This is a genomic window from Pseudomonas sp. Irchel s3a18, from assembly GCF_900187535.1.
GTDB lineage: Bacteria > Pseudomonadota > Gammaproteobacteria > Pseudomonadales > Pseudomonadaceae > Aquipseudomonas.
The window spans coordinates 82436-105192 of the sequence record NZ_FYDV01000013.1 but is presented as its reverse complement, the minus strand read 5'-3'; the positions used below and the strand labels follow the sequence as shown (position 1 = coordinate 105192).

Annotated in this window: 17 protein-coding genes; 7 read left to right on the top strand and 10 right to left on the bottom strand. The window is 60.2% G+C overall.

What is annotated here, in order from left to right:
* Positions 1-20: 20 nt before the first annotated feature.
* From CKW29_RS18125 to CKW29_RS18105, 5 genes are all read right to left on the bottom strand, one after another.
* A complete protein-coding gene (locus CKW29_RS18125; protein WP_095145458.1) occupies positions 21-749 on the bottom strand; it encodes a GntR family transcriptional regulator in 729 nt (242 codons plus the stop codon).
* A gap of 25 nt (positions 750-774) precedes the next feature.
* Entirely contained in the window at positions 775-1479 is a 705-nt protein-coding gene (locus CKW29_RS18120; protein ID WP_095080702.1) for a FadR/GntR family transcriptional regulator, read from the bottom strand.
* 67 nt (positions 1480-1546) lie between these two features.
* A complete protein-coding gene (locus CKW29_RS18115) occupies positions 1547-2860 on the bottom strand; it encodes a C4-dicarboxylate transporter DctA (protein ID WP_095145459.1) in 1314 nt (437 codons plus the stop codon).
* A gap of 260 nt (positions 2861-3120) precedes the next feature.
* Complete coding sequence (gene glyA / locus CKW29_RS18110; protein WP_095080711.1) at positions 3121-4374, bottom strand: serine hydroxymethyltransferase; 1254 nt, start codon at positions 4372-4374, stop codon at positions 3121-3123.
* A 176-nt stretch (positions 4375-4550) separates the two neighbouring features.
* Complete coding sequence (locus CKW29_RS18105; RefSeq protein WP_095145460.1) at positions 4551-8399, bottom strand: bifunctional diguanylate cyclase/phosphodiesterase; 3849 nt, start codon at positions 8397-8399, stop codon at positions 4551-4553.
* Positions 8400-8682: 283 nt separating this feature from the next.
* Here CKW29_RS18105 and ettA point away from each other — a divergent pair, with 283 nt between their 5' ends.
* Positions 8683-10347: an energy-dependent translational throttle protein EttA gene (gene ettA / locus CKW29_RS18100; protein WP_095145461.1), complete on the top strand. Its 1665-nt coding sequence runs from the start codon at positions 8683-8685 to the stop codon at positions 10345-10347.
* Between the two features lie 378 nt (positions 10348-10725).
* Positions 10726-12063: an NADP-specific glutamate dehydrogenase gene (gene gdhA / locus CKW29_RS18095; protein WP_095145462.1), complete on the top strand. Its 1338-nt coding sequence runs from the start codon at positions 10726-10728 to the stop codon at positions 12061-12063.
* Here gdhA and CKW29_RS18090 read toward each other — a convergent pair.
* From CKW29_RS18090 to CKW29_RS18080, 3 genes are all read right to left on the bottom strand, one after another.
* Positions 12060-12554 (bottom strand): GreA/GreB family elongation factor, encoded by a 495-nt coding sequence (locus CKW29_RS18090; RefSeq protein WP_095080717.1) that lies wholly within the window; start codon positions 12552-12554, stop codon positions 12060-12062. The genes gdhA and CKW29_RS18090 overlap by 4 nt on opposite strands.
* A gap of 105 nt (positions 12555-12659) precedes the next feature.
* The gene (locus CKW29_RS18085; protein ID WP_095145463.1) at positions 12660-14513 is read right to left on the bottom strand and encodes a DUF4105 domain-containing protein; all 1854 of its coding nucleotides are present in this window, start codon (positions 14511-14513) and stop codon (positions 12660-12662) included.
* A 92-nt stretch (positions 14514-14605) separates the two neighbouring features.
* Positions 14606-15094: a DUF3015 domain-containing protein gene (locus CKW29_RS18080; RefSeq protein ID WP_095145464.1), complete on the bottom strand. Its 489-nt coding sequence runs from the start codon at positions 15092-15094 to the stop codon at positions 14606-14608.
* Between the two features lie 280 nt (positions 15095-15374).
* Here CKW29_RS18080 and CKW29_RS18075 point away from each other — a divergent pair, with 280 nt between their 5' ends.
* Both CKW29_RS18075 and CKW29_RS18070 read left to right on the top strand, forming a co-directional pair.
* A complete protein-coding gene (locus CKW29_RS18075; protein ID WP_095145465.1) occupies positions 15375-17819 on the top strand; it encodes a Lon protease family protein in 2445 nt (814 codons plus the stop codon).
* A 369-nt stretch (positions 17820-18188) separates the two neighbouring features.
* Positions 18189-18530, top strand: coding sequence for a hypothetical protein (locus tag CKW29_RS18070; protein ID WP_095145466.1), 342 nt, complete (start codon positions 18189-18191; stop codon positions 18528-18530).
* Between the two features lie 4 nt (positions 18531-18534).
* Here the strand turns inward: CKW29_RS18070 and CKW29_RS18065 are convergent, their stop codons facing one another.
* On the bottom strand, positions 18535-20364 hold the full coding sequence (locus CKW29_RS18065) for a hypothetical protein (RefSeq protein ID WP_095148914.1): 1830 nt from the start codon (positions 20362-20364) through the stop codon (positions 18535-18537).
* 160 nt (positions 20365-20524) lie between these two features.
* Here CKW29_RS18065 and CKW29_RS18060 point away from each other — a divergent pair, with 160 nt between their 5' ends.
* The 3 genes from CKW29_RS18060 to CKW29_RS18050 all read left to right on the top strand — a co-directional run bounded on the left by CKW29_RS18060 (position 20525) and on the right by CKW29_RS18050 (position 22214).
* Positions 20525-21013, top strand: a complete 489-nt coding sequence (locus CKW29_RS18060) for a TIGR00645 family protein (RefSeq protein ID WP_095148913.1) — start codon at positions 20525-20527, stop codon at positions 21011-21013.
* A gap of 135 nt (positions 21014-21148) precedes the next feature.
* Positions 21149-21436: a DUF6482 family protein gene (locus CKW29_RS18055; protein ID WP_095080730.1), complete on the top strand. Its 288-nt coding sequence runs from the start codon at positions 21149-21151 to the stop codon at positions 21434-21436.
* Positions 21437-21596: 160 nt separating this feature from the next.
* Complete coding sequence (locus CKW29_RS18050) at positions 21597-22214, top strand: FKBP-type peptidyl-prolyl cis-trans isomerase (RefSeq protein ID WP_095145469.1); 618 nt, start codon at positions 21597-21599, stop codon at positions 22212-22214.
* Between the two features lie 147 nt (positions 22215-22361).
* Here CKW29_RS18050 and CKW29_RS18045 read toward each other — a convergent pair whose 3' ends face one another.
* Positions 22362-22619 carry a hypothetical protein gene (locus CKW29_RS18045; RefSeq protein ID WP_095080883.1) on the bottom strand — a complete coding sequence of 86 codons (258 nt, stop codon included), beginning with the start codon at positions 22617-22619 and terminating at the stop codon, positions 22362-22364.
* Positions 22620-22757 lie beyond the last annotated feature (138 nt).

Sequence of the window (22757 nt, the reverse complement as noted above, 5' to 3'; positions counted from 1 at the left end):
ACCGTCCCGACGATGGCGAACTACCCAACAACACAGTGTCGAGCGGCTACGGGTTCCGGGTTGAGCAGTACTTCTGCCAGATGATCCAGATGCCGGTTGATCAGCGTCACCGCCATTGTCGCGTCCTGACGCTCCAGCGCATCGACCATCCCCGCCTGTTCCTGCCATACGCAATAAAAACCCGTCTGCGCATCATGCTGTGCAATGGCCAGCGACGTCAGGGGCACCAGGCTGCTGAGAAAATGCGCCAATGGTGCGTTCCCCGCCATTTCGGCCAGTTGCAGATGAAACTCTTCCGATAACCGGATCGAGGAACCTCGCTGTTTCCGCTCGGCGCATTGGCGCTGGCGCTCGATCAACCCTCGTAGGCGCTTCAGGTCTTCGGGGCGAGGCTGCTGACTGGCCAGTCGAACCAGTGTGCTCTCGGTCAATCGTCGGGCATGGAGAATTTGCCGGATTTGTTCGAGGTCCGGTGCGGCAATCTGAGGCTGGTGGTTCGGCCGCAGAATGAGGATCTGCTGATGGGACAGTCGCGTCAGTACCTGGCGAACGAGGCTGCGGCTGATGCCGAGCATCTCGATCAGCCTTTCCTCACTGAAGCGGCCGGTCGGGGCAAACCGCTGGTCGAGAATGGCGTCGAAGATCTGCGGGTAAATGTCATCCACCGAAGGAGGGCGATGACGCGTGCGCGAAAAGGGCAGGGCAACAGACGTATCAGGGTTGTGCTGCGCTGAAGCAAAGCTGTTCATGGCCTGTCTCCGGTTCGAAGAGGGTTCAACTGCCGAGGTTGTCGTCTGGAATGTTCAGTTCGATGCCCATGCGCTGACCTTCGCGAAGAATGTGCCGGCGCATTTCGGCGCTGGCCTGGGCGCTGTTCTTGCTGCGGATGGCGCGTACCACGGCTTCGTTTTCCTCAAGGCGTTCAGCCAGGTGCTCCGGAGAGTTGCGCAGCACCTGCGCGCTTTGCTTGAGGGCGACACTGGTCTGCTGCACCACGCTCTGGAAGATCGGGTTGGAGGTCAATGTGAACAGCTCTTCGTGGAAGGCGATGTAGGCGTTCACGCCGGCTTCGCTGTCATTGGCTTCCAGGGCCTCGCGCATGTCCATCAAGGTCAGGCGCAGTTGTCCGACTTCCTTGCTGCTGATGGACTGCGCCACCAGCCCGACGATGAACGGTTCGAGGGTGTAGCGCAGTTGCAGTACATCTTCCAGGCTTGCGCCGGCCACCGCGCTTTCATGGCCTTGGCTCTCACTGATGTCGGCCTCCAGCACCACCACGCCTTTACCCGGCATCGAGCGCACCAGCCCGAGGGTTTCCAGCACGATCACCGCTTCGCGCAGGCTCGGGCGGCTGATGCCCATTTGTTCGGCCAGTTCGCGCTGCCCCGGCAGCATTTCGCCGGAGCGCCACTGACCCCGGGCCAGCGCGGCCCGAAGTTTTTCTACCACTGAATTTACGACGGTTGACGAGCTGATCACGGTTCGCTTCCTGAGCATCGAAATGGATTAACGGTGGTGCCTGCCCTTGGGCAGGCACCGGGGTTGTTCAGAATTCCTGCTGATGGGCAGCGGTGGCTGGCTTTCTAGGCTGGAAGGTATAACCCTGCTGGCCAGAAAGCACCTTGTGCGCCCGTTGTACATCAATGTCCTTTTCCCAGCGGGCGATGGCCACTGTGGCGACGCAGTTGCCGATCAGGTTGGTCAGCGCCCGACCGATGCCCATGAACCAGTCCACAGCCAGCACCAGCACCAGGCCGACTACCGGAATCGCCGGGATCGCGGTCAGTGTGGCAGCCAGAATCACCAGCGCCGATCCGGGAATTCCGTGGGCACCTTTGGAGGTGATCAGCGAGACCAGCAGGATCGTCAGCAAATCGCTCATGGCCAGTGGGGTGCCAGTGGCATTGGCGATGAACACGATGGCCAGGGTCAGGTAGATCGAAAAGCCGTCGAGGTTGAACGAATAGCCGGTGGGAATGACCAGGCCAACCGTCGAGCTGCCAATGCCCAGGTGTTCCAGCTTGCGCATGATTTGCGGCAGCACGGCGTCCGAGGAGGCGGTCCCCAGGACAATCAGCAACTCTTCACGCAGGTACTTGAGGAACGGCAGCATGCGCAGGCCGGACAGGCGCATCACCAGGCCCAGGATCAGAGACACGAACGCGACACAGGTCAGGTAGAACAGGCCGATCAGGCTGCCAAGGTGTTGCAGGGAATCCAGGCCATATTTGCTGGTGGTGAAGGCTATCGCGCCGAACACGCCAATCGGCGCCAGGCGCACGATCATGCCCATGATACGGAAGATCACATGGCTGAGTTCGTTGATCAGCCGCGAGATGCCTGACGCCGACTCGCCCACCAGGTTCAGCGCACTGCCGAACAACACTGAAAACAGCAGCACTTGCAGGATGTTGTTGTCGGCAAAGGCACCAATCACCGAGCTTGGAATCAGGTCCATCAGGAACTGGGTGGTGGTGTGCATGTGCTCGCTGCGCTGGGCAATGTCGCCCATGTCACTGGCAGACAGTTGATCCAGATGGATGTTCGCACCACTGCCGATGCCGGTGCTGAAGGCGAACACCAGGCCGATCACCAGCGCAATGGTGGTCAGGATTTCGAAGTAGATAACCGATTTAAGGCCAATACGCCCGACCTTCTTCAGGTCGCCGGCACCGCTGATACCGCTGACCACCACGCAGAACACGATCAGGCCAATGAGCATCTTGATCAGCTTGATGAAGCCGTCGCCGAGGGGTTTGAGCTGGGCGGAGTATTCGGGAAGGGTCAGCCCGCAGACGATGCCGAGCACCAGGCCGAGCACCACTTGAAGGAAGATTGAACGCGAGCACCATCTGAGCATGGGAGGAATTCCTGGTCGGTGTCCTGGCTGCCGTGCGCTTGGGCATCAGATTCAGGACTTAATTATTGTGGTCTTACCGGTATGTCCAGTGCAGGCGCAGTCTAGGCCCTGTTTTCAGGGCTTCGCAAGTGAAAATTGACGATTTGGTTTTACCGGTCTTACCAGTTGCTGGGCAAGGCCCGGGCTTGAGCGGTTTTGCAGGCGAAAAAAAACCGGTCATGGCTGACCGGTTTTTCATGTGCTGCGGTTTTGCGGGCTGATTAAGCGCCGTATACCGGCAGCTTCTTGCAGATGGCCTTGACCTTCTCACGAACGGCGTCGATCACCGCGTCGTTGTTCAGGTCTGCCAGGATGTCGCAGATCCAGCCAGCCAGTTCCTTGCACTCTGCTTCCTTGAAGCCACGAGTGGTCACAGCCGGAGTACCGAAGCGCAGGCCGGAGGTGACGAACGGGGAGCGTGGATCGTTTGGTACGGAGTTCTTGTTCACGGTGATGAACGCTTTGCCCAGTGCGGCATCGGCGTCTTTACCGGAGATTTCCTGCTTGATCAGCGACAGCAGGAACAGGTGGTTCTCAGTACCGCCGGAAACCACGTCAAAACCGCGCTCGATGAACACGCCGGCCATGGCCTGGGCGTTTTTCACCACTTGTTGCTGGTAGGTCTTGAACTCAGGCTGCAGGGCTTCCTTGAAGCAGATCGCCTTGGCGGCGATCACGTGCTCCAGTGGGCCACCCTGGGCGCCCGGGAATACGGCGGAGTTCAGTTTCTTCTCGATGTCGGCGTTGGCGCGAGCCAGGATCAGGCCGCCACGTGGACCGCGCAGGGTCTTGTGGGTGGTGGTGGTCACGACGTCAGCGAATGGAACCGGGTTCGGGTAGACACCAGCGGCGACCAGACCGGCTACGTGAGCCATGTCGACGAACAGGTAGGCACCGACCTTGTCGGCGATTTCGCGGAAGCGCGGGAAGTCCAGGATCTGCGAGTAGGCAGAGAAACCGGCCACGATCATTTTTGGCTTGTGTTCAACAGCCAGGCGCTCGACTTCGTCGTAGTCGATCAGGCCATTGGCGTCGATGCCGTACTGGACAGCGTTGTACAGCTTGCCGGAGGAGGAAACGCTGGCACCGTGGGTCAGGTGACCACCGTGGGCCAGGCTCATGCCCAGGAGGGTGTCGCCAGCCGACAACAGGGCCAGGTAAACGGCACTGTTGGCTTGCGAGCCGGCGTGCGGCTGAACGTTGGCGTAATCGGCACCGAACAGTTCTTTTGCACGGTCGATGGCCAGTTGCTCAACCACGTCGACGTACTCGCAACCGCCGTAGTAGCGCTTGCCCGGGTAGCCTTCGGCGTACTTGTTGGTCAGTACCGAGCCTTGAGCTTCCATCACCGCTGGGCTGGTGTAGTTTTCCGAAGCGATCAGCTCGATGTGTTCTTCCTGGCGCTGAGCTTCTTGCTCCATGGCGGCAAAAAGGTCGGCGTCGTACTTGGCAATGGTCAAATCACGGCTGAACATGGCGGTCCTCAAGGATCGGGGGGCAGAAAAGGAGGGCATTCTAACCCAATGGGTTTTGTCTGGCATATGAAACGACATCATGTCGCAGACGAATGGGGCTCAAGCAGCTGCAAGCCTCAAGTCTCAAGCGGCAAGTTAAAGGCGGATTGGCTTCTGCTTGTAGCTTGAGGCTGCTTTCAGTCAAACATGAACAACGCATCATTGCTGAACTGCGCTTCGAAGTGTGGGGCCGGCATCGGCCGTCCGAACAGATAACCCTGTACCTCGTCGCAGCCATGCTCGCGCAGGAAGTCGAGTTGCTCATGGGTTTCCACGCCTTCGGCAATCACCGCCAGGTTGAGGCTGTGGGCCATGGCAATGATTGCCCGGGCAATTTGTGCGTCCTGCTCGCCGCTGGGCAGGCCGTCGACGAAGGTGCGGTCGATTTTCAGTACGTCGATCGGGAACTGCTTCAAGTAGTTGAGCGATGAGTACCCGGTGCCAAAGTCATCGACCGCAATGCTCAGTCCAAGGTTTTTCAGCCCGGCGAGGATCTGCATGGCCTCGCTGACTTCGCGCATCAGGATACTTTCGGTCAGCTCCAGTTCCAGGCAGGCGGGTGGCAGGCCCGTCTCCTTGAGGATGGTGGCGATGCGCGTGCCGAGTTGGCCGTCGGAGAACTGCCGGGCGGAGATGTTCACTGAAACTTTGGGGACGCGCACCTTGGCCTGGTGCCAGGCCTTGAGCTGACGGCAGGCTTCGCTGATCACCCAGTCGCCGACATCCACCACCAGACCGAGCTCTTCGAGCACCGGAATGAAATCCCCCGGCGGTACCAGTCCGCGCCGCGGATGACGCCAGCGCAGCAGGGCTTCGGCACCGGTCAAGCGCTTGCCGTCGCCACTGAATTGCGGTTGGTAGTAAAGCACGAACTCATTCTGTTCAAGCGCGTGACGCAGGTCGCTTTCCAGTTCCAGGCGCTCCAGGGCGCTGGCGTTCATGTCCGCCTGGTAGAACTGGAAGTTGTTCTTGCCGCGCTCCTTGGCGTGGTACATCGCGGTGTCGGCGTTCTTCATCAACTGACTCAGTTCGTTGCCGTCCTGCGGGCTCAGGGCAATGCCGATACTGGCGGTGACAAAGAACTCGCGGCCTTCGAGGACGAAGGGTTTCACCAGGCTGGCGAGAATCTGTTCGGCGACATGAATCGCCCGGTTCAGGGCGACTTCACGGTTGGCGCGCGGTTGCAGCAACAGGGTGAACTCGTCGCCCCCCATGCGCGCCACGGTGTCATCGTCATCGACGCACCCGAGCAGGCGCGTGGCCATTTCCTTGAGCATGCGATCGCCGGCGGCGTGGCCCAGGGAGTCGTTGATCGGTTTGAAACGGTCCAGGTCCAGGAACATCAGCACCACCCATGACTTCTGCCGTTCCGCCGACTGCAAGGCCGTGTGCAGGCGGTCCTGGAACAGCGTGCGGTTGGGCAGGTGAGTCAGGGCGTCGTAGTAGGCCAGGCGATGAATGCGCTGCTCGCTGGCCTTGCGTTCGCTGATGTCGCTGAAAAAGCACACGTAACTGGCCAGGTCACCTTCGTCGTCGAGTACGGCGGTGATGCCGACCCAGGCCGGGTAATGCTCGCCACTGCGGCGTTTGAGCCAGACTTCGCCCTCCCAGGTGCTGTGTTGATGCAATTGCTTGAGCACATAGCGCAGGTGGGCTTCCTGCTGGTCGTCGACGGTCAGCATGTTCGGCAGCTGGTCGAGCACCTGCGCCACCTCGTAGCCACTGACGCGGCTGAACGCTTCGTTGGCCTGCACGATGTAGCCGGCCGGATCGGTGATCAGAATGGCCGAGGTCGAGTGCTCGAATACGGTGGCCGCCATGCGCAGGTCTTTCTCGGCGCGGCGCTGCTGGCTGATATCACGACCGACCCCCAGCACACCCTCGAAGGCGCCGTGTTCGTCCCACACCAGGATCAGCCGCAGCTCGATCGGGATCTTGCGCCCGTCGGCGCGCAGGCAGTCGAACAGGAACAGTTGGGTCTGTACCTGGCCGCGCAATTGCGCCAGTTGCTCAGGTTTGTTCAGGGCCTTGCTGACCCGGTCCATCAGGCTGTAGATGCCGGTCAGCTGTTGCGGGTTGGCGATGATCGATTGCCAGCCGTTCTGGAATATCCAGTCAGCGTCATAGCCGAGTACAGCCTGTACGGACGGGCTGACATAGTTGAGCGAGAGTTTGTTGTCGGTGGAGAAAATGACGTCGCTGATGCTTTCGGCAAGCATCCGATAGCGTTGCTCGCTGTCGCGCAGGGATTCGCTGGCTGCGATCTGGTCGGTGATGTCCTTGGCCACGCCGATGATGCGAGTGACCTGATCGTGGGTGTCCCGTGCCAGCGCCTGCTCGCGAATATCGAAGCAGCGCCATTTGCCGTCGCGGTGACGGAAGCGCAGCAGGCACTGCAGCAGTTGGCTGTACCCGGCCTGGCGTTGTTCCTGGCGCAAGCGGTGGTAGTGATCCGCGTCTTCGGGGTGCAGCAGGATTTCCCAGAAGTACTCACCCATCTGGTGCAGTTCGGTTTTGTTGTACCCCAGGGTCTGCCCCAGGTGGTGGTTGCTGAAGATCATGCGCTGGCTGATCACATCCTGCACATACAGGTGATCGGGGACAGTGCGCACCACATCGGACCAGAAGCCTTCACGCTCCAGCAGCGAGAGTTCGACGAGCTTGCGGCTGGTGATGTCGTTGATGCTGAGGATGACCGCGTTGTAGTCGTGCTGTGCTTCCGGCAAGCGCAGGACCAGCCACAGGTGCTGATCGCGGCCCTGGGTGTCCTTGAGCTTGATTTCCAGTTCCAGCTGTTTCTGTTGGTTAACCACCGCCTCCAGCAGCGGAGTGCCGATGGCATTGCCAGCCAGTGGCCGGCCTTCGATCAACAGTTTCCAGGCTTGCTCGCATGACTGGACATTGAGCAGGCGCAAGGCGAGCTGGTTGACTTCAGTGATGCGCAATTCCTGTAGCAGTGGCTGGCGATGTTCGGGTTTTTCCAGCCATGAACGCAGCTGTTTGCCAGAGTGCAGGCCGGCTTTGTCGAGGGCGGCTCTGAGCCCGGAAAGGTCCAGCACGCACAGCGCGACACCGGTGCCATCGAAGATGTCCTGATAGCGTCGACGGCCTTCATGCAACTGGCGTTGCCGGCGACGCATGCTGAGCAAGGCGATGAACGGCAGCAGCGAAAAGGCCAGGCCCAGTAGGCACTTGCCAATAAAGGCCGGTAGCAGCTGTTCAATCACCCGTTGCCGGTCGAACAACCCACGCAGCTGCCAGTCGCTGCTGCTGAGGGGCACGATCAGGACGCTGTTGGTCTGGTCCTCGGGGGTCAACACGTTGGGCTGGGTCGACGGCATCAGGTCGTCGCGGCTGATGATCTGCTGGTTGATGCGGTTTTCCACCACCCACATCGGTCGGATGCCGGACTCGCCTTGTTTGGTCAGCGACGAGAAAAACGTCGGACGCAGGCGCAGAGCCCAGTAGCCGCGTGTGCTACCGCTGGCCTGACGCAGTAACAGGTGCACCACGGAGCCGTCGTTGGCGTTGCTGAAGTAATGCGCCTGAGCCCGACTGCGCTTGACCAGCTCACCCAGGTACTCGGCGTCCGAGCTGTCGTTGGCACTGTCGCTCAGCACCTTTCCCGAGGGGCTGAGCAGGGCCACGCTGAGCAGCTCCGGCAGGGACTGCTGCAGTTTGCGCAACACGGCCTGCAGCTGTTCATCGGTCTGCGGTTGTTCGACGATCGGTAGCAGGTTGAGCGCGATCTGGGCGTTGAGCGCCATGTTCAGGCTGACTTGCGCGGCCAGGTCGGCGGTGTAGTCAATGGTGTACTGGCGCTGGTTTTTCTGGGTCTCGCGAAGCTGGTCCAGCAACTGCCAGAACAACAGTCCGAGCAACAGCAGCACCAGCGTCGCCAGCGTGCCCTTGAGTGTTCCGCGCAGGGGCGATCCAGTCGCAGGATTCAGTGCGCGCATGGAGGTAGGCGGAGTGGCATTGGACAAACTGTAATCCTGCGATAGAGCTGCACTGGTGCGACGCGCACTATAAGCCGGACGCCCGGAGGGCGGCTAGCATGCCTTGAGTTGTGGCAAAGTGCCAGCCCCGTCCGGCTGGACGGTTATCCCGCATTGAGGTAGCTTTGCCGGTTACGCAGGGCGTTCCAGCCCCAGACATTCAGGTTTATTCTCGCCCGCAGGCATTGATCTCGATCCATGCCCGCGCCGCGCATGGCCTGGCACGGGCTTCGCCCGCTTTTATTCAACCGTTACTGACGCTAGGTTCTCCATGGCTCAATACGTCTTCACCATGCATCGGCTGGGCAAAGTTGTTCCGCCGAAGCGGGAAATCCTGAAAAATATTTCGCTGTCGTTCTTCCCTGGCGCGAAGATCGGCGTACTCGGCCTCAACGGTTCGGGTAAATCCACGCTGCTGAAAATCATGGCCGGCGTCGACACCGAGTTTGACGGCGAAGCCCGTCCAATGCCGGAGCTGAACATCGGCTACCTGCCACAGGAACCGATCCTGGACCCGACCAAGACCGTGCGTGAAGTGGTCGAGGAAGCCGTCAGCGTGATCAAGGACGCGCAAGCGCGCCTGGACGAGGTGTACGCCGCCTACGCCGAACCGGATGCCGACTTCGACAAACTGGCCGCCGAACAGGCCAAGCTCGAAGCCATCCTGCAAGCCGGCGACGGTCACAACCTGGAGCGCCAGCTGGAAGTTGCCGCCGATGCGCTGCGCCTGCCGGCCTGGGATGCCAAGGTCGAAGTCCTGTCCGGTGGTGAAAAGCGTCGTGTGGCCCTGTGCCGTCTGTTGCTGTCCGCGCCGGACATGCTGCTGCTCGACGAGCCGACCAACCACCTGGACGCCGATTCCGTAGCCTGGCTGGAGCACTTCCTGCACGACTTCCCGGGCACCGTGGTTGCGATCACGCACGACCGCTACTTCCTGGACAACGTTGCCGGCTGGATTCTGGAACTCGACCGCGGCGCGGGCATTCCTTACGAGGGTAACTATTCGGGTTGGCTGGAAGCCAAGTCCGACCGTCTGGCTGCCGAATCCAAGCAGCAGTCGGCCCACGAAAAGGCCATGAAAGAAGAACTGGAGTGGGTGCGCAAAGGCGCCAAGGCCCGCCAGTCGAAATCCAAGGCCCGTCTGCAACGCTTCGAAGAAATGCAGTCGCAGGAATTCCAGAAGCGCAGCGAAACCAACGAGATCTACATCCCGGCCGGTCCGCGCCTGGGTGACAAGGTCATCGAATTCAAGAACGTCACCAAGGGCTATGGCGACCGCGTGTTGATCGACAACCTGTCGTTCGCCATGCCTAAAGGTGCCATTGTTGGTGTGATCGGTGGTAACGGTGCGGGTAAATCCACACTGTTCCGCATGCTGATGGGTAAGGAAACACCGGATTCTGGCAGCATCGAAGTTGGTGAAACCGTGCAGCTTGCTTGCGTGGACCAGAGCCGCGAAGACCTGGACGGCAGCAAGACCGTGTTCCAGCAGATCTCCGACGGTTCCGACCAGATCCGCATCGGCAACTACGAGATCCCGTCGCGTACCTACGTCGGTCGCTTCAACTTCAAGGGCGGTGATCAGCAGAAGTTCGTCAAGGACCTGTCCGGTGGTGAGCGCGGTCGCTTGCACCTGGCCCTGACCCTGAAAGAGGGCGGCAACGTCCTGCTGCTCGACGAACCGTCCAACGACCTCGACGTTGAAACCCTGCGTTCCCTGGAAGAAGCCCTGCTGGACTTCCCGGGCGCCGCCATTGTGATCTCCCACGATCGGTGGTTTCTTGACCGCGTCGCGACGCACATCCTGGCGTACGAAGACGACTCGCAAGCGCTGTTCTTCGAAGGCAACTACACCGAGTACGAAGCCGATCGCAAGAAACGCCTTGGCGAAGCCGCGGCCCAGCCACACCGGGTACGCCACAAGAAACTGGCCTGATTTGGGGTTGGTTGCATAGAGAGACGGAGCCTTCGCGGGCTCCGTTTTTTTTTGGCATTTGTAGGAGCAGCCGGTCGATGTTCGAGCGCTCGCGATGAACTCAAGGGCGACGTGTTTAATCAGAAAACACGCGTTATCGTTAACGTCCATCGCGAGCGCGCTCGCTCCTACAGAACGATTGTGAACTTCCTGATGGTGCAGGGCTCGCCTTTATAGTCCCTGTTTTTGTGCACAAATGGCTTTGAATTTGGATTAAATTATATCCATTGCACCATTTAATTTCATAAGTGCGACATTTTGCGCTGTTCCGGTGCTCCTGTCGTTTGCTACAGTCCGGCTCAATCTCTCCAACGACAATAAATTTGCCGAGACTTTTCCATGATCGAATCCGTCGAATCCTTCCTTGCCCGCTTGAAAAAACGTGACCCGGACCAACCCGAATTCCATCAGGCGGTGGAAGAAGTCCTGCGCAGCCTGTGGCCGTTTCTCGAAGCCAATCCACATTACCTGACCTCCGGCATTCTGGAGCGGATTTGCGAGCCGGAGCGTGCCGTGGCGTTTCGGGTTTCCTGGGTCGACGATCAGGGCAAGGTGCAGGTCAATCGCGGGTTCCGCATCCAGATGAACAGCGCCATCGGCCCGTACAAGGGCGGCCTGCGTTTCCATCCGTCGGTGAACCTGGGAGTGTTGAAGTTTCTCGCGTTCGAGCAGACCTTCAAGAATTCCCTGACCTCCCTGCCGATGGGCGGTGGCAAGGGCGGCTCGGACTTCGATCCTAAGGGCAAGAGCGACGCGGAGGTGATGCGTTTCTGCCAGGCTTTCATGAGCGAGCTGTACCGCCACATTGGCTCGGATGTCGACGTTCCGGCCGGTGACATCGGCGTCGGTGCGCGGGAGATCGGTTTCCTGTTCGGCCAATACAAGCGCCTGAGCAACCAGTTCACCAGCGTGCTGACCGGCAAGGGCATGAGCTATGGCGGCAGCCTGATTCGTCCGGAAGCCACCGGTTTCGGCTGCGTGTACTTCGCCGAAGAAATGCTCAAGCGCAGCGGTGATAAGGTCGAAGGCAAGCGCGTGGCGATCTCGGGGTCGGGTAACGTGGCGCAGTACGCGGCCCGCAAGGTCATGGACCTGGGGGGCAAGGTGATCTCGCTGTCCGACTCCGAGGGTACCTTGTTCTGCGAGGCCGGCTTGACCGAGGAGCAATGGCAGGCACTGCTGGAGCTGAAGAACGTCACCCGTGGGCGGATCAGCGAGCTGGCCGCGCGTTTCGGCCTGGAGTTCCGCGCCGGGCAACGTCCGTGGAGCCTGGCCTGCGACATCGCCCTGCCATGCGCCACACAGAACGAGCTGGATGCCGATGACGCCCGCACGCTGCTGCGTAACGGCTGTATCTGCGTGGCGGAAGGCGCGAACATGCCGACCACCCTGGCGGCTGTGGATATCTTTATCGAGGCCGGCACCCTGTTTGCCCCGGGCAAGGCGTCCAATGCCGGTGGTGTCGCGGTCAGCGGCCTGGAAATGTCGCAGAACGCCATGCGCCTGTTGTGGAGCGCGGGTGAGGTCGACAGTAAATTGCACAACATCATGCAGTCGATTCACCACGCCTGCGTGCATTACGGCGAAGAGAACGGGCGGATCAACTACGTGAAGGGCGCGAACATCGCAGGCTTCGTCAAAGTCGCTGACGCGATGTTGGCCCAGGGTGTGGTCTAACCCGGCTCGATGCGGATGACTTCAATCAGTTGATCGCCCGCCGGGCGCTGCCAGAGCACTTCGTCGTTCAGTTGCGCGCCCAGCAGCGCACGCCCAAGCGGTGAAGCCCAGTTGATCAGGCCCTTGGCGGCAACGGCCTGGTCTTCACCCACCAATTGCACGCGGCGCTCGGTGCCCAACTCATCGGCGTAGGTCACCCAACTGCCAATCTGCACCTTGCGGGTGGAGGTGGCTGGCGACACGACCTGGGCGCTTTGCAGGCGGTGGATGTAGTAGCGCAGGTCGCGGTCAAGTTCGGCCAGGCGCTGCTTGTCGGCCTGCTCACCCTGCGCCGATTGTTCGTCATGCGCGGCGTGCAGCTCGGCGACCTTGCCTTGCAGCAAGTTCAGGCCTTCGGGTGTGACGTAGTTGGGCTGGCTACTGACCTGGCGTTCTACCGGCAGGTCAGTTTGTTCACCAGCAATATCTTCATTGACGAAAGCGCGGCTCATGGCAGTTCCCCCTGTGTGGAGTTTAGGCCATGCTCGCAGGCTTTGGGTTTTCCCGGTTATCCGAAAACGACCTGTTGCGTGCGATAAATCCATGCCTTCCAGGCATCAGTAGTGATACCACTTCAGCTCCAGCAGCACTTCGTTCTCGGGCGAAGCGACGTGGCTGAATTCACGCTGGGCGCTCAGGCGCAGGCCGAGGTTGCGTGACAGTTCCCATTGCTGGTTCAGGCTCAGGCTACGGCGTACTTCGCCATTGATGAAGAAGTCGCCGCGGGTTTCCAGGCTCAGGTTGCCCAGCGGATTTTTCCACAGCACGCCGCTGTTGAAGCCGGCCGCCGGGGAGAGGAACTGCGCGACATCATTGTTGTGCTCGACACGTACCGTGCCCAGGGCGAAACCCAGCACATCCTCGCCCAACTGCCAGGTACCGCCACCGCCGCCATTGACGTGACTGACCAGGGTTTCGTCGTCGTGCTTGCCCGGCACACGCTCCAGGCCGCCGGTCACTTGCCATGACCAGGGTTGCAGCAGTTCATTGCGCGGGGTCAGCGAGCGAATCGTCGCCAGATCGAATTGTTGCAGCTGCCACTCGTTGCCTTCGTACTGGCGCAGCTTCATCTGCAGGATTTCAATCTGTGCACCGAGCGGGAAGCTCTCGGCATTGTCGTTGAGGTCGTGATAGGCCATGCGCAGGCCGTACTCACCAAAAGCCTTGTCGCCACGGGTGCCAAGGCCCGCCTGCCAGGTTCGCGACTGATGACCGTCCTCCGGCAGTCCCGGGCGTTCGATGGACAACTCCGGCGGCGGGTTCTGGTTAATTGCCCGCAGTAGCTCGAAACTGCGTTGCGCGCGCGCCGGGTCTCGCTCCTGGCCGTTGGCCCGGTAGCGCTCGAGGCGATAGGCGGCATCGATAATCAGCGCCTGGCGGTCCCGTGGCAGGGCCTTGAAGGTTGGCGCCTGCAGCTGTTTCTGGTCGGCGCTGACCTTCAGCACCCACTGTTGTTCGTCGTCGGACAGCGGCTCGGCCCGGCTCAGCAACTCTCGTTCGCGGGACGGGCGGTAATCGATCTTTTCCACCAGCCCTGCATCTTTCACGGCCTTGACCGTGTCGGTAGGGATCGCGGTCAACGGGAATTGTTCGGTGAGCCTGAGGCCAGGTCGCGCGACTTGCAGCAGTTCCAGCAAGCGGTAGGAGCAGTTCTCATCGAAGAAGAAATAGTCGAACTGGATCTGCTTGAGCTCCCAGACGTGTTCAACCATGCGCTCGGTTTCGACCTGCGTCAGGTTCAGTCGGTACTCCCACAGGTCACGGTTCTCCAGGCTGCGGTATTCCGAGAGTTTTTCCTGGTAGGGCACCAGTGCAAACAGTCCCGGATAACCGCCCATCAGGCCTTTCCAGGCGTACAAAATGCTGTTGTCCGAGCCTTCGATGTAGGCGCCGAAGTTGATCGCGTAGCTGAGCAGGGCGGTGTTGTTGCTTTGCACGTCGGCCTGGTCGATACGCAGCAGCGTATGACCGAACATCGAGGAGGGGCTGTTGAGGTAGGCCGCGGGGAAAATCATCACTGCGCTGTGGGGCGAGACGTCCTTGAACCATTGCTTGAATTCACTGCAGTCCACCGCCGGCAAGTCGGTGAGGTTGAGCTGCGCTTTCAGCCAGCGGGTACGGGCCGGGTAAACGCATTGGGCGTGCTGCTGGCCCAGGCTGGCCGGGCCGTAGAGCGCCTGCACAGTGGCCGCCAGTTCCGCATCGGGGTGCTCGGCACCCTGGGCTGCCAGGAAGAACTTTTTATCGCTGATGTAGCTGCGCCAGCCACCCAGTTTGGCGGTTTCGTAATGCCCCAGGGAAATCCAGAACGGGTCGTTGGCCAGTTGCTGCAAGCGTTGGTTGTCGAAGTGAGGCGCAGCGGAAAGCGGGGCGCAGACAAACAGCGCCAGACAGGCAAGGCGTTTGAGCATGGTGGGCAACTTGAGTCGAAAAAATAAAGACCAAAGGCAGTCAGGTCCAAAAAATAAAGCCCGCTCCGGTGACGGAGCGGGCGAGGTCGAGCTTAAGCAGGGGTCGCGTATTTGGCCAGGCGGGCGTCGCCCTTGAGCACAGCCAGGGTGTTGGTATGCACATCTTCAGCGGTCACGTCAGCTTTGCTGAAGATCTGCTGGAAGTGCTCGTGAGTGACGGCGGCGAAATGTGCACGGTCTTCTGGTGCGACGCCCAGGACCACCGCGTAGGTGGTCAGCGCTTCGCCCTGGCCCTTGGCCATGTCTTCGGAGAGCTCGTTCATCATGCCGTTCATGGCGACCCAGGACTTGCCGCCATAGGTCAGCGCAGCGTTGGTGGCGCAGCCGTTGGTGCCCGAGGTCATGCCGAAGGTAGCGTTGCCGGAGGTGCCGTTGGTGGTGGAAGCCAGGAAGTGCGCCGGGGTGCCGCGCTGACCTTCGAACAGCATGTTGCCCCAGCCGCAATCCGGCCCGCCTGGCGCCTGGGCCATGGCGTTGAGGGATGCAACGGTGAAGAGAGTACCAAGAAGAATCCGTTTCATAGCTGTGTTCTCTTTTATGTGCGTACCAATGGACAGGAGTTCTGAGGCCAATTTGGCATCAGTGGGCCGGTTATTAGTCCAGCCGCGCAGGATGGAGTTTAGGCACGATCCGCCGGATCTGTGTAGTTTTGCATGACTCTCCTGCATAACCATTGATTTGACCCCCGCTGCGCTGGGGGGGGCGGCGCTTGGCGATGCTTTTAGCCAAGGCGCGCCTTGCCAGTCTGGTGCGGGCAGCGCCAGAATGCCTCAACTGCCCCGCCTGAAGTAAGGAAGCCCGATGCCTGATCCTGTTGCTGCCAGTTTGCGTCTAGCGCCTGAAGCGCTGACTCGTCCGTTTTCCGCTGAACAGTTCAGCTTCTCTACCACCAATGAACTGGAACCTTTTCGCGGTGTGCTCGGCCAGGAACGTGCGGTCGAAGCCTTGCAGTTCGGTGTGGCCATGCCCCGCCCCGGTTACAACGTGTTTGTCATGGGCGAACCCGGCACGGGTCGCTTCTCATTCGTCAAACGCTACCTCAAGGCCGAAGGCAAGCGCCTGCAGACCCCGGCGGACTGGGTCTACGTCAACAATTTCGATGAGCCGCGCGAGCCCCGGGCGCTGGAGTTGCCATCAGGCACGGCGGGTGCGTTTATTGCGGACATCAATGGCTTGATCGACAACCTGCTGGCGACCTTTCCGGCAGTCTTCGAACACCCGTCCTACCAGCAAAAGAAAAGCGCCATCGACCGGGCCTTCAACCAGCGCTACGACCGCGCCCTGGATGTGATCGAGCGCCTGGCACTGGAAAAGGAAGTCGCGCTGTACCGTGACAGCAGCAACATTGCCTTTACCCCGATGAGTGAAGGCAAGGCGTTGGACGAGGCGGAATTCGCCCAACTGCCGGAAGCCGTTCGCGAGCGCTTTCATGAAGACATTTCCGTCCTGGAAGAGCGTCTGAACGAAGAGTTGGCCAGTTTGCCGCAGTGGAAGCGTGAGTCGAGCAACCAGTTGCGCCAGCTCAACGAAGAGACCATCACCCTGGCCCTGCAGCCGTTGCTTTCGCCACTATCGGAAAAGTACGCGGAAAACGCGGCGGTGTGCGGCTACCTGCAAGCGATGCAGGTGTACCTGCTCAAGACCGTCGTCGAGCAATTGGTCGACGACAGCAAGACCGACGCAGTCGCGCGCAAAATGCTGGAAGAGCAATACGGCCCTAGCCTGGTGGTGGGGCATCCGTTCAGCGGTGGCGCACCGGTGGTGTTCGAGCCGCATCCTACCTATGACAACCTGTTTGGCCGCATCGAATACAGCACCGATCAAGGCGCGCTGTATACCACCTATCGGCAATTGCGCCCGGGCGCACTGCACCGCGCCAACGGCGGCTTCCTGATTCTCGAAGCTGAAAAGATGCTCAGCGAGCCCTTTGTCTGGGATGCGCTGAAGCGGGCCCTGCAGTCACGCAAACTGAAAATGGAGTCGCCGCTGGGCGAACTGGGTCGGCTGGCCACGGTGACCCTGTCGCCGCAACATATCCCGTTGCAGGTCAAGGTCGTCATCATCGGTGCGCGCCAGTTGTACTACACGCTGCAGGACCTGGATCCGGACTTCCAGGAGATGTTCCGGGTGCTGGTGGACTTCGACGAAGACATCCCGTTGGTTGACGAGAGCCTGGAGCAGTTCGCCCAGTTGCTCAAGACCCGCACCTCGGAAGAGGGCATGGCGCCGCTGACGGCCGATGCGGTCGCGCGTCTGGCGACTTACAGTGCGCGCCTGGCCGAACACCAGGGGCGTTTGTCGGCACGTATTGGTGATCTGTTCCAACTGGTCAGCGAGGCGGACTTCATTCGTCACCTGGCGGCTGACGAGATGACCGACGCCGGGCACATCGAGCGTGCGCTCAAGGCCAAGGCCACCCGTACCGGGCGTGTGTCGGCGCGGATTCTCGATGACATGCTGGCCGGAATCATCCTGATCGACACCGATGGTGCAGCGGTGGGCAAGTGTAACGGCCTGACCGTGCTGGAAGTCGGTGACTCGGCCTTCGGTATACCGGCGCGGATCTCCGCCACGGTCTACCCGGGGGGCAGCGGTATTGTCGACATCGAGCGAGAGGTCAACCTCGGCCAGCCGATTCACTCCAAGGGCGTGATGATTCTCACCGGGTATCTGGGCAGCCGTTATGCCCAGGAATTCCCCTTGGCGATCTCGGCGAGTATTGCGCTGGAGCAGTCCTACGGTTATGTCGACGGTGACAGCGCGTCCCTGGGCGAGGCCTGCACGCTGATTTCGGCCTTGTCGAAAACCCCGCTCAAGCAGTGCTTTGCCATCACCGGCTCGATCAACCAGTTCGGTGAAGTGCAGGCGGTGGGTGGGGTCAACGAGAAGATCGAAGGCTTCTTCCGGCTCTGTGAAGCGCGGGGTTTGACCGGCGAGCAGGGTGCGATCATTCCCCAGGCCAACGTGGCCACGCTGATGCTTGATGAGCGGGTGCTGGCGGCCGTACGTGCCGGTTTGTTCCATGTCTATGCGGTGCGTCAGGCCGACGAGGCATTGAGCCTGCTGGTGGGCGAAGCGGCCGGTGATCCGGATGAAGAGGGCCAATTCCCCGAGGGCAGCGTCAACGCGCGGGTGGTGGAGCGCTTGCGGGTGATTGCCGAGATGATCAGCGAAGAGGACTTGAAAGAGGCCGAGAAGGAACTGGCCCACGAAGCCCTGATCGCGGCCAAGCCGGCCAGACTCTAGAAACATGGCATTGCCATTGTGGCGAGGGAGCTTGCTCCCGCTCGACCGGTCCGCGCTCGGGCAAAGCAGTCGTAAACGGGTATCTGCGGGTTGACTGAACATCCGCGTTGCCCGTTTTAGGACCGCTTTGCGGTCCAGCGGGAGCAAGCTCCTTCGCCACGGGTTTGTTGTGGGCCCTAACAGGTTCGCTGATTGCCACCCAGGTGGCGACAATAAAACAGCAAATGACCATTCGGCGCCTTCCTGGCGCCGTCAACCTGCTGATTCCGCTTTTCTTCTATGCTCAGCTCAAGGACATCGACAGTCATCACTGGATCGAGCCAGCCTTCGCGTGGAGGCTGAACACCGGATCTACCGAGGGTCGCCGCTATGTCGCGCAACCTCTGCCTCACCCGTCAGTGCCTGGGCCTGGTCACCCGTATCGAATGCAGTATTCGCCCGCTAGCCGGGGATACGGGCATGTGGACCTTGTTGTTTGCCGCCGGCATGGCCGGTGAGCAGCCTTCGGCAATCAAGGCCCAAGGCCCGTTTCATGGTCCGTTCGTGGCTGAATCCATCCTCGATACCATCGTTGAAAGCCTGACGATGCATGGTTACCAGTTGACTGATGATCCGCAAATCTGGTGCTTGCACCTGCAGGCCCAACTGCGGGAAATCAACGGTGGCCGTTGCCGCAACCCGAGTGGTTTCGAGTTCCATCCCGAGCATTAGGCGGCTACTCGGCAGGGCTTGGGGGGGGAGCCTTGTCGAGTTTGACCTCGAATCCATATTCGACCGTCTCGAGGTCGGTGCGCTGGTACGTTTCCAGGCTGGTCGGCTGGCCGTAGAAATAGTGCGCATCGAACGCTGCGATTCCTTTCTGGCCGGTGTCGTGGCGGACCTTCAGAATCTCCTTCAGGTAGAGACCGCTCGCGTCCTTGGCAAAGAAGCGCCAGTCTGGCGCGGGGAACAGCTTCTGGTCCACCACCAGAACGTTGCCCTTGAGTGTCAGGCCTTTGGGCAGCTTGCCTGCGCTGAGGCTGTTTTTTTCAATGATGGCGAGAAACAGTGGCATCGAGCCGACAACGTAGGCGGGGGGCTGGGGGAACAGCGTCAGGTCGTACGTAATGGTCGCCCGCAGAGGGTCGACGGCAAAGGCTTCGGGGGGCAGGTCGACGGGTTTGCCACGGCTGCCTTTTTCATCCTGGGTGAAGAAGGTCACGGGTGTATCGCCGGGGCTGAAGGTGTTGCCGAGCAGTTCGTCGTTAAAGCTTCTGGGGTGGTCAAACTCGATGCGTGCAGCGCTGGGATCCTCCACCGATTGGCTGATACGAACACTTTTTTTCAGTTGCTCCTCATTCAGCGAGGCACCTTTGAGCCAGCTGCCGGCCTGATCGTCATACACCGTGACCGGAAGTTTCAGGCTTTGGATGGTTTTGTCGGTGGTGGTGCGGTCAAGGCGTCGTACCGGCAAGTCCAGGTCCTTGCGGGTGACCGTGACGGTTGAAAAGTCCGCGACGTGGACGTCCAGGCTGTCGATCGGGCCGTTGAAATACACTTTGGCGTACTGGTGCGTTTGTTGTTGCTCAAAGCTGCGAAGCTCGTCGTTGAGCTTTTTTTCCAGGGCATCACTCCAGGCTGCTTGCTGCTGCATCCTGGCGAGCTGTTTCTGGTAGAAGGCAATTTGCGTGGGGTCTTGATTGATCGAGCCGGCGCGGGAAAGAAATTGCCCGGTCTGGTCTTTGGCCTGGACGATCAGCGGGTTGACCGAGATGCCCTTGACTTCGAGGGCCAGTGCGGCATGGTTGTTGAACTCGATTTCGGCGTAGTGCTTGTCCAGGGCGCGCAAGACGAGGCTGATGTTGCCGTCGCTGCGCGCTTGCCCGATATCCTTTTTCGTCAGGTTGAAGGTCACCACCTCGCGAGGTGCGATGACTTTGATCTTGCCCTGCAGTGTCTGCGGTTGCGGCTGGTTCTTGTTGTCGACCTTCAGCCCCTCGGTAAAGGGATAAGCGACAGTCAGGACATCCGGATCGGTCAGGTTGGCGCTGGACGGGCTCAACTGAATGCCGGGGTTGGTTTCCGACCACTCGGGCCGGAAGGGGATGACCTGCCTGTTATTCAGCGTGACGGATTGCCATTCCAGGCGATAAGGGAGGGGAAGGCCGGAAGGCGTGTTGAAGCTGAAGGGGAAGACCGGTTGCAGGTCGGTCAGGTAATCGGAGCTGGAGTGCTTGCGCAGTACAAACAGGCCATTGATGTAGGTGTCGACCAGCGCTTGCAGGCTGGGGTAGTGCCTGAGCGGCGCCAGGGTGTCTTCGGCGTATTCGGTTTCGATCGGCTTGCTGTCGAGCGCTTGCTGTGCGCGTTCGAGCAGGAGCAGTGAGCTACCGAGGTGGCTCACGGCATCCTTGAGCTTGGGGTCCTGAATCGCGTCCAGCGACTTTTCGAACTGCGCGGTCTTGTCCTCAAGGCTCTGCGGTGGGGTGTCAGCGCTGGGCGAGCAGCCACCCATCAGCGCCGCGAAGCAAAGGCCGATAGTCGTCGAGGGCAATCGCCAATCCATTTTCCGGGTTCCTATACGGCGCAACACAGCGGTGCGGATGCTTTGGACGTTAGCAGAAATTCGCTTTGCCACACTCGCAGGTTGTGGATTTTTCTGCGGTTTATGGGGATTTGAGCGGCTGATATACTCGCCGCCATTTTCAGCCCTGACGTGAGATTCAATGGAACGCTTTATCGAAAATACAATGTACGCGTCGCGCTGGTTGCTGGCGCCGATCTACTTCGGCCTGTCCCTGGGCTTGCTGGCCCTGGCCCTGAAATTTTTCCAGGAAGTCGCTCACGTTATTCCCAACGTGTTCACGATGGCCGAGTCCGACCTGATCCTGGTGCTGTTGTCGCTGATCGACATGGCGCTGGTAGGTGGCCTGCTGGTGATGGTGATGATCTCCGGGTATGAAAACTTCGTGTCCCAGCTCGACATCGATGAATCCAAGGAAAAGCTCAACTGGTTGGGCACGATGGACTCTTCTTCGCTGAAGATGAAAGTCGCGGCCTCCATCGTGGCGATTTCCTCGATCCACCTGCTGCGTATCTTCATGGACGCCAAGAACGTCGATCCCGAGCACCTGAAGTGGTACGTGATCATCCACATGACGTTCGTGATTTCTGCGTTCGCCATGGGTTATCTGGACAAGCTGACCAAGCACTGATTGCTCGCCCCTGCGCAGTGCCTTGCCGCCCGGCCGTTGAGAAACGGACGGGCGGTGGCGTTTCTGGCTTGTGCTTTGCGGCGCCGGGGAATATCCCTGTAAGGGCTCGGGGTCGCCATTGCGCGGGGTGCATTCATGAATCTGCAGGAGTTGAACGCCTATGCCATCGCCCGGAAAGTCGATGAGCTGAACCTGATCTCCATGGAAGGCGGGATCTACGTGCTTGAAGCCCGAATGCACGGAGCGGCTCATGTGGTCGAAGACCGACACGGCCAGGTGATGCACCTGCGTTCGGTGGAGCATGCGCGGGAGGTGCTGCACGCCTTTCCCGACCTGCCGTTCAACCTGGTCCATACCTCGGTGCATGACGAGATGTGCGGCCTGGGTTCCAGTGGGGAAGAGAGCCTGAAGGTGCCGCTCTAGGCGTCGAGTCGGGTATGTAGGGGGTGGCCTGACAGGGCTTCCCCCTGATCACGGCCACGGCATCTGTGCTAGTCTGCTCGCCCTTTTGGTTCCGGGCGTCCCGGGATGCGCTGTGCTCGCACGGCGATGTCTCGGGCCGTCCGCACAGCGGAGCAGTGTCATGTCCGAAGTAAATCTGTCCACCGACGAAACCCGCGTCAGCTACGGCATTGGCCGTCAGTTGGGCGACCAACTGCGCGACAACCCGCCACCGGGTGTTAACCTGGACGCGATCCTGGCCGGTCTGACCGACGCATTCGCCGGTAAGGAAAGCCGTGTTGGCCAGGAAGCCATGTCGGCCAGCTTCAAGGTTATCCGTGAAATCATGCAAGCCGAAGCGGCTGCCAAGGCTGAAGCCGCAGCCGGTGCTGGCCTGGCATTCCTGGCTGAAAACGCCACGCGTGATGGCATCACCACTCTGGCTTCCGGTCTGCAATTCGAAGTGCTGACCGCAGGTGAGGGCGCCAAGCCATCCCGTGAAGACACCGTGCGTACTCACTACCATGGCACCCTGATCGACGGCACTGTGTTCGACAGCTCCTACGAGCGTGGCCAGCCTGCAGAGTTCCCGGTTGGCGGCGTGATCGCTGGCTGGACCGAAGCCCTGCAACTGATGAACGCCGGTAGCAAATGGCGCCTGTACGTGCCGAGCGAGCTGGCTTACGGCGCTCAAGGCGTTGGCAGCATTCCGCCGCACAGCGTTCTGGTATTCGACGTCGAGCTGCTGGACGTTCTGTAAGACCTGAGTGTGGAGCGGGCTCGATAATGTGGGAGCGGGCTTGCTCGCGAAGACGGAAGGTCAGACAACATCAATGTTGGATGTCAGATCGCTTTCGCGAGCAAGCCCGCTCCCACAGGGTTCGCTCCGACATTTTGCATACAACCTTCATATCTCGAGCTTGTTGTTCAGCTCATTGGTCGGGCGCAATGCTCGGGCATAGCAGAACAGAAACAGGTTGCGTACCAGTTCCTTGAGCACCACTGGCTCGCTGGAACTCAGGCCGTTGACGTCCAGATCACCCTGGTCCTGTAGCTCGTTCAAGGCTTCTTCTTCAAGTACCGCGCATACTTCCCCGGTCTCCCGATGCAGGATCCTGAGGTAAGGGTGCGGGCGGTCCAGCCAGGCATCGATCAAGTAAGTCATGATGCTCATCTCCTTTTTAATGGTTTGATGAGAATAATTCTTATTCAATTAATAGCAAGTGCCTATTGGCGGTTTGTGCTGTTTTTTGTGTGGGAATTGCTGAAGGTCAAAACGGATGGCGTTTTGCTACTGGGCGGG

Bases quoted from the DNA above. Each gene is read 5' to 3' on its own strand.
- CKW29_RS18060 (WP_095148913.1), top strand. From the start codon at position 20,525: ATGGAACGCTTTATCGAAAATACAATGTACGCGTCGCGCTGGTTGCTG.
- CKW29_RS18045 (WP_095080883.1), bottom strand. From the start codon at position 22,619: ATGACTTACTTGATCGATGCCTGGCTGGACCGCCCGCACCCTTACCTC.
- CKW29_RS18080 (WP_095145464.1), bottom strand. From the start codon at position 15,094: ATGAAACGGATTCTTCTTGGTACTCTCTTCACCGTTGCATCCCTCAAC.
- CKW29_RS18115 (WP_095145459.1), bottom strand. From the start codon at position 2,860: ATGCTCAGATGGTGCTCGCGTTCAATCTTCCTTCAAGTGGTGCTCGGC.
- glyA (WP_095080711.1), bottom strand. From the start codon at position 4,374: ATGTTCAGCCGTGATTTGACCATTGCCAAGTACGACGCCGACCTTTTT.
- CKW29_RS18070 (WP_095145466.1), top strand. From the start codon at position 18,189: ATGTCGCGCAACCTCTGCCTCACCCGTCAGTGCCTGGGCCTGGTCACC.
- CKW29_RS18050 (WP_095145469.1), top strand. From the start codon at position 21,597: ATGTCCGAAGTAAATCTGTCCACCGACGAAACCCGCGTCAGCTACGGC.
- ettA (WP_095145461.1), top strand. From the start codon at position 8,683: ATGGCTCAATACGTCTTCACCATGCATCGGCTGGGCAAAGTTGTTCCG.
- CKW29_RS18090 (WP_095080717.1), bottom strand. From the start codon at position 12,554: ATGAGCCGCGCTTTCGTCAATGAAGATATTGCTGGTGAACAAACTGAC.
- CKW29_RS18065 (WP_095148914.1), bottom strand. From the start codon at position 20,364: ATGGATTGGCGATTGCCCTCGACGACTATCGGCCTTTGCTTCGCGGCG.
- CKW29_RS18125 (WP_095145458.1), bottom strand. From the start codon at position 749: ATGAACAGCTTTGCTTCAGCGCAGCACAACCCTGATACGTCTGTTGCC.
- CKW29_RS18075 (WP_095145465.1), top strand. From the start codon at position 15,375: ATGCCTGATCCTGTTGCTGCCAGTTTGCGTCTAGCGCCTGAAGCGCTG.
- CKW29_RS18085 (WP_095145463.1), bottom strand. From the start codon at position 14,513: ATGCTCAAACGCCTTGCCTGTCTGGCGCTGTTTGTCTGCGCCCCGCTT.
- gdhA (WP_095145462.1), top strand. From the start codon at position 10,726: ATGATCGAATCCGTCGAATCCTTCCTTGCCCGCTTGAAAAAACGTGAC.
- CKW29_RS18055 (WP_095080730.1), top strand. From the start codon at position 21,149: ATGAATCTGCAGGAGTTGAACGCCTATGCCATCGCCCGGAAAGTCGAT.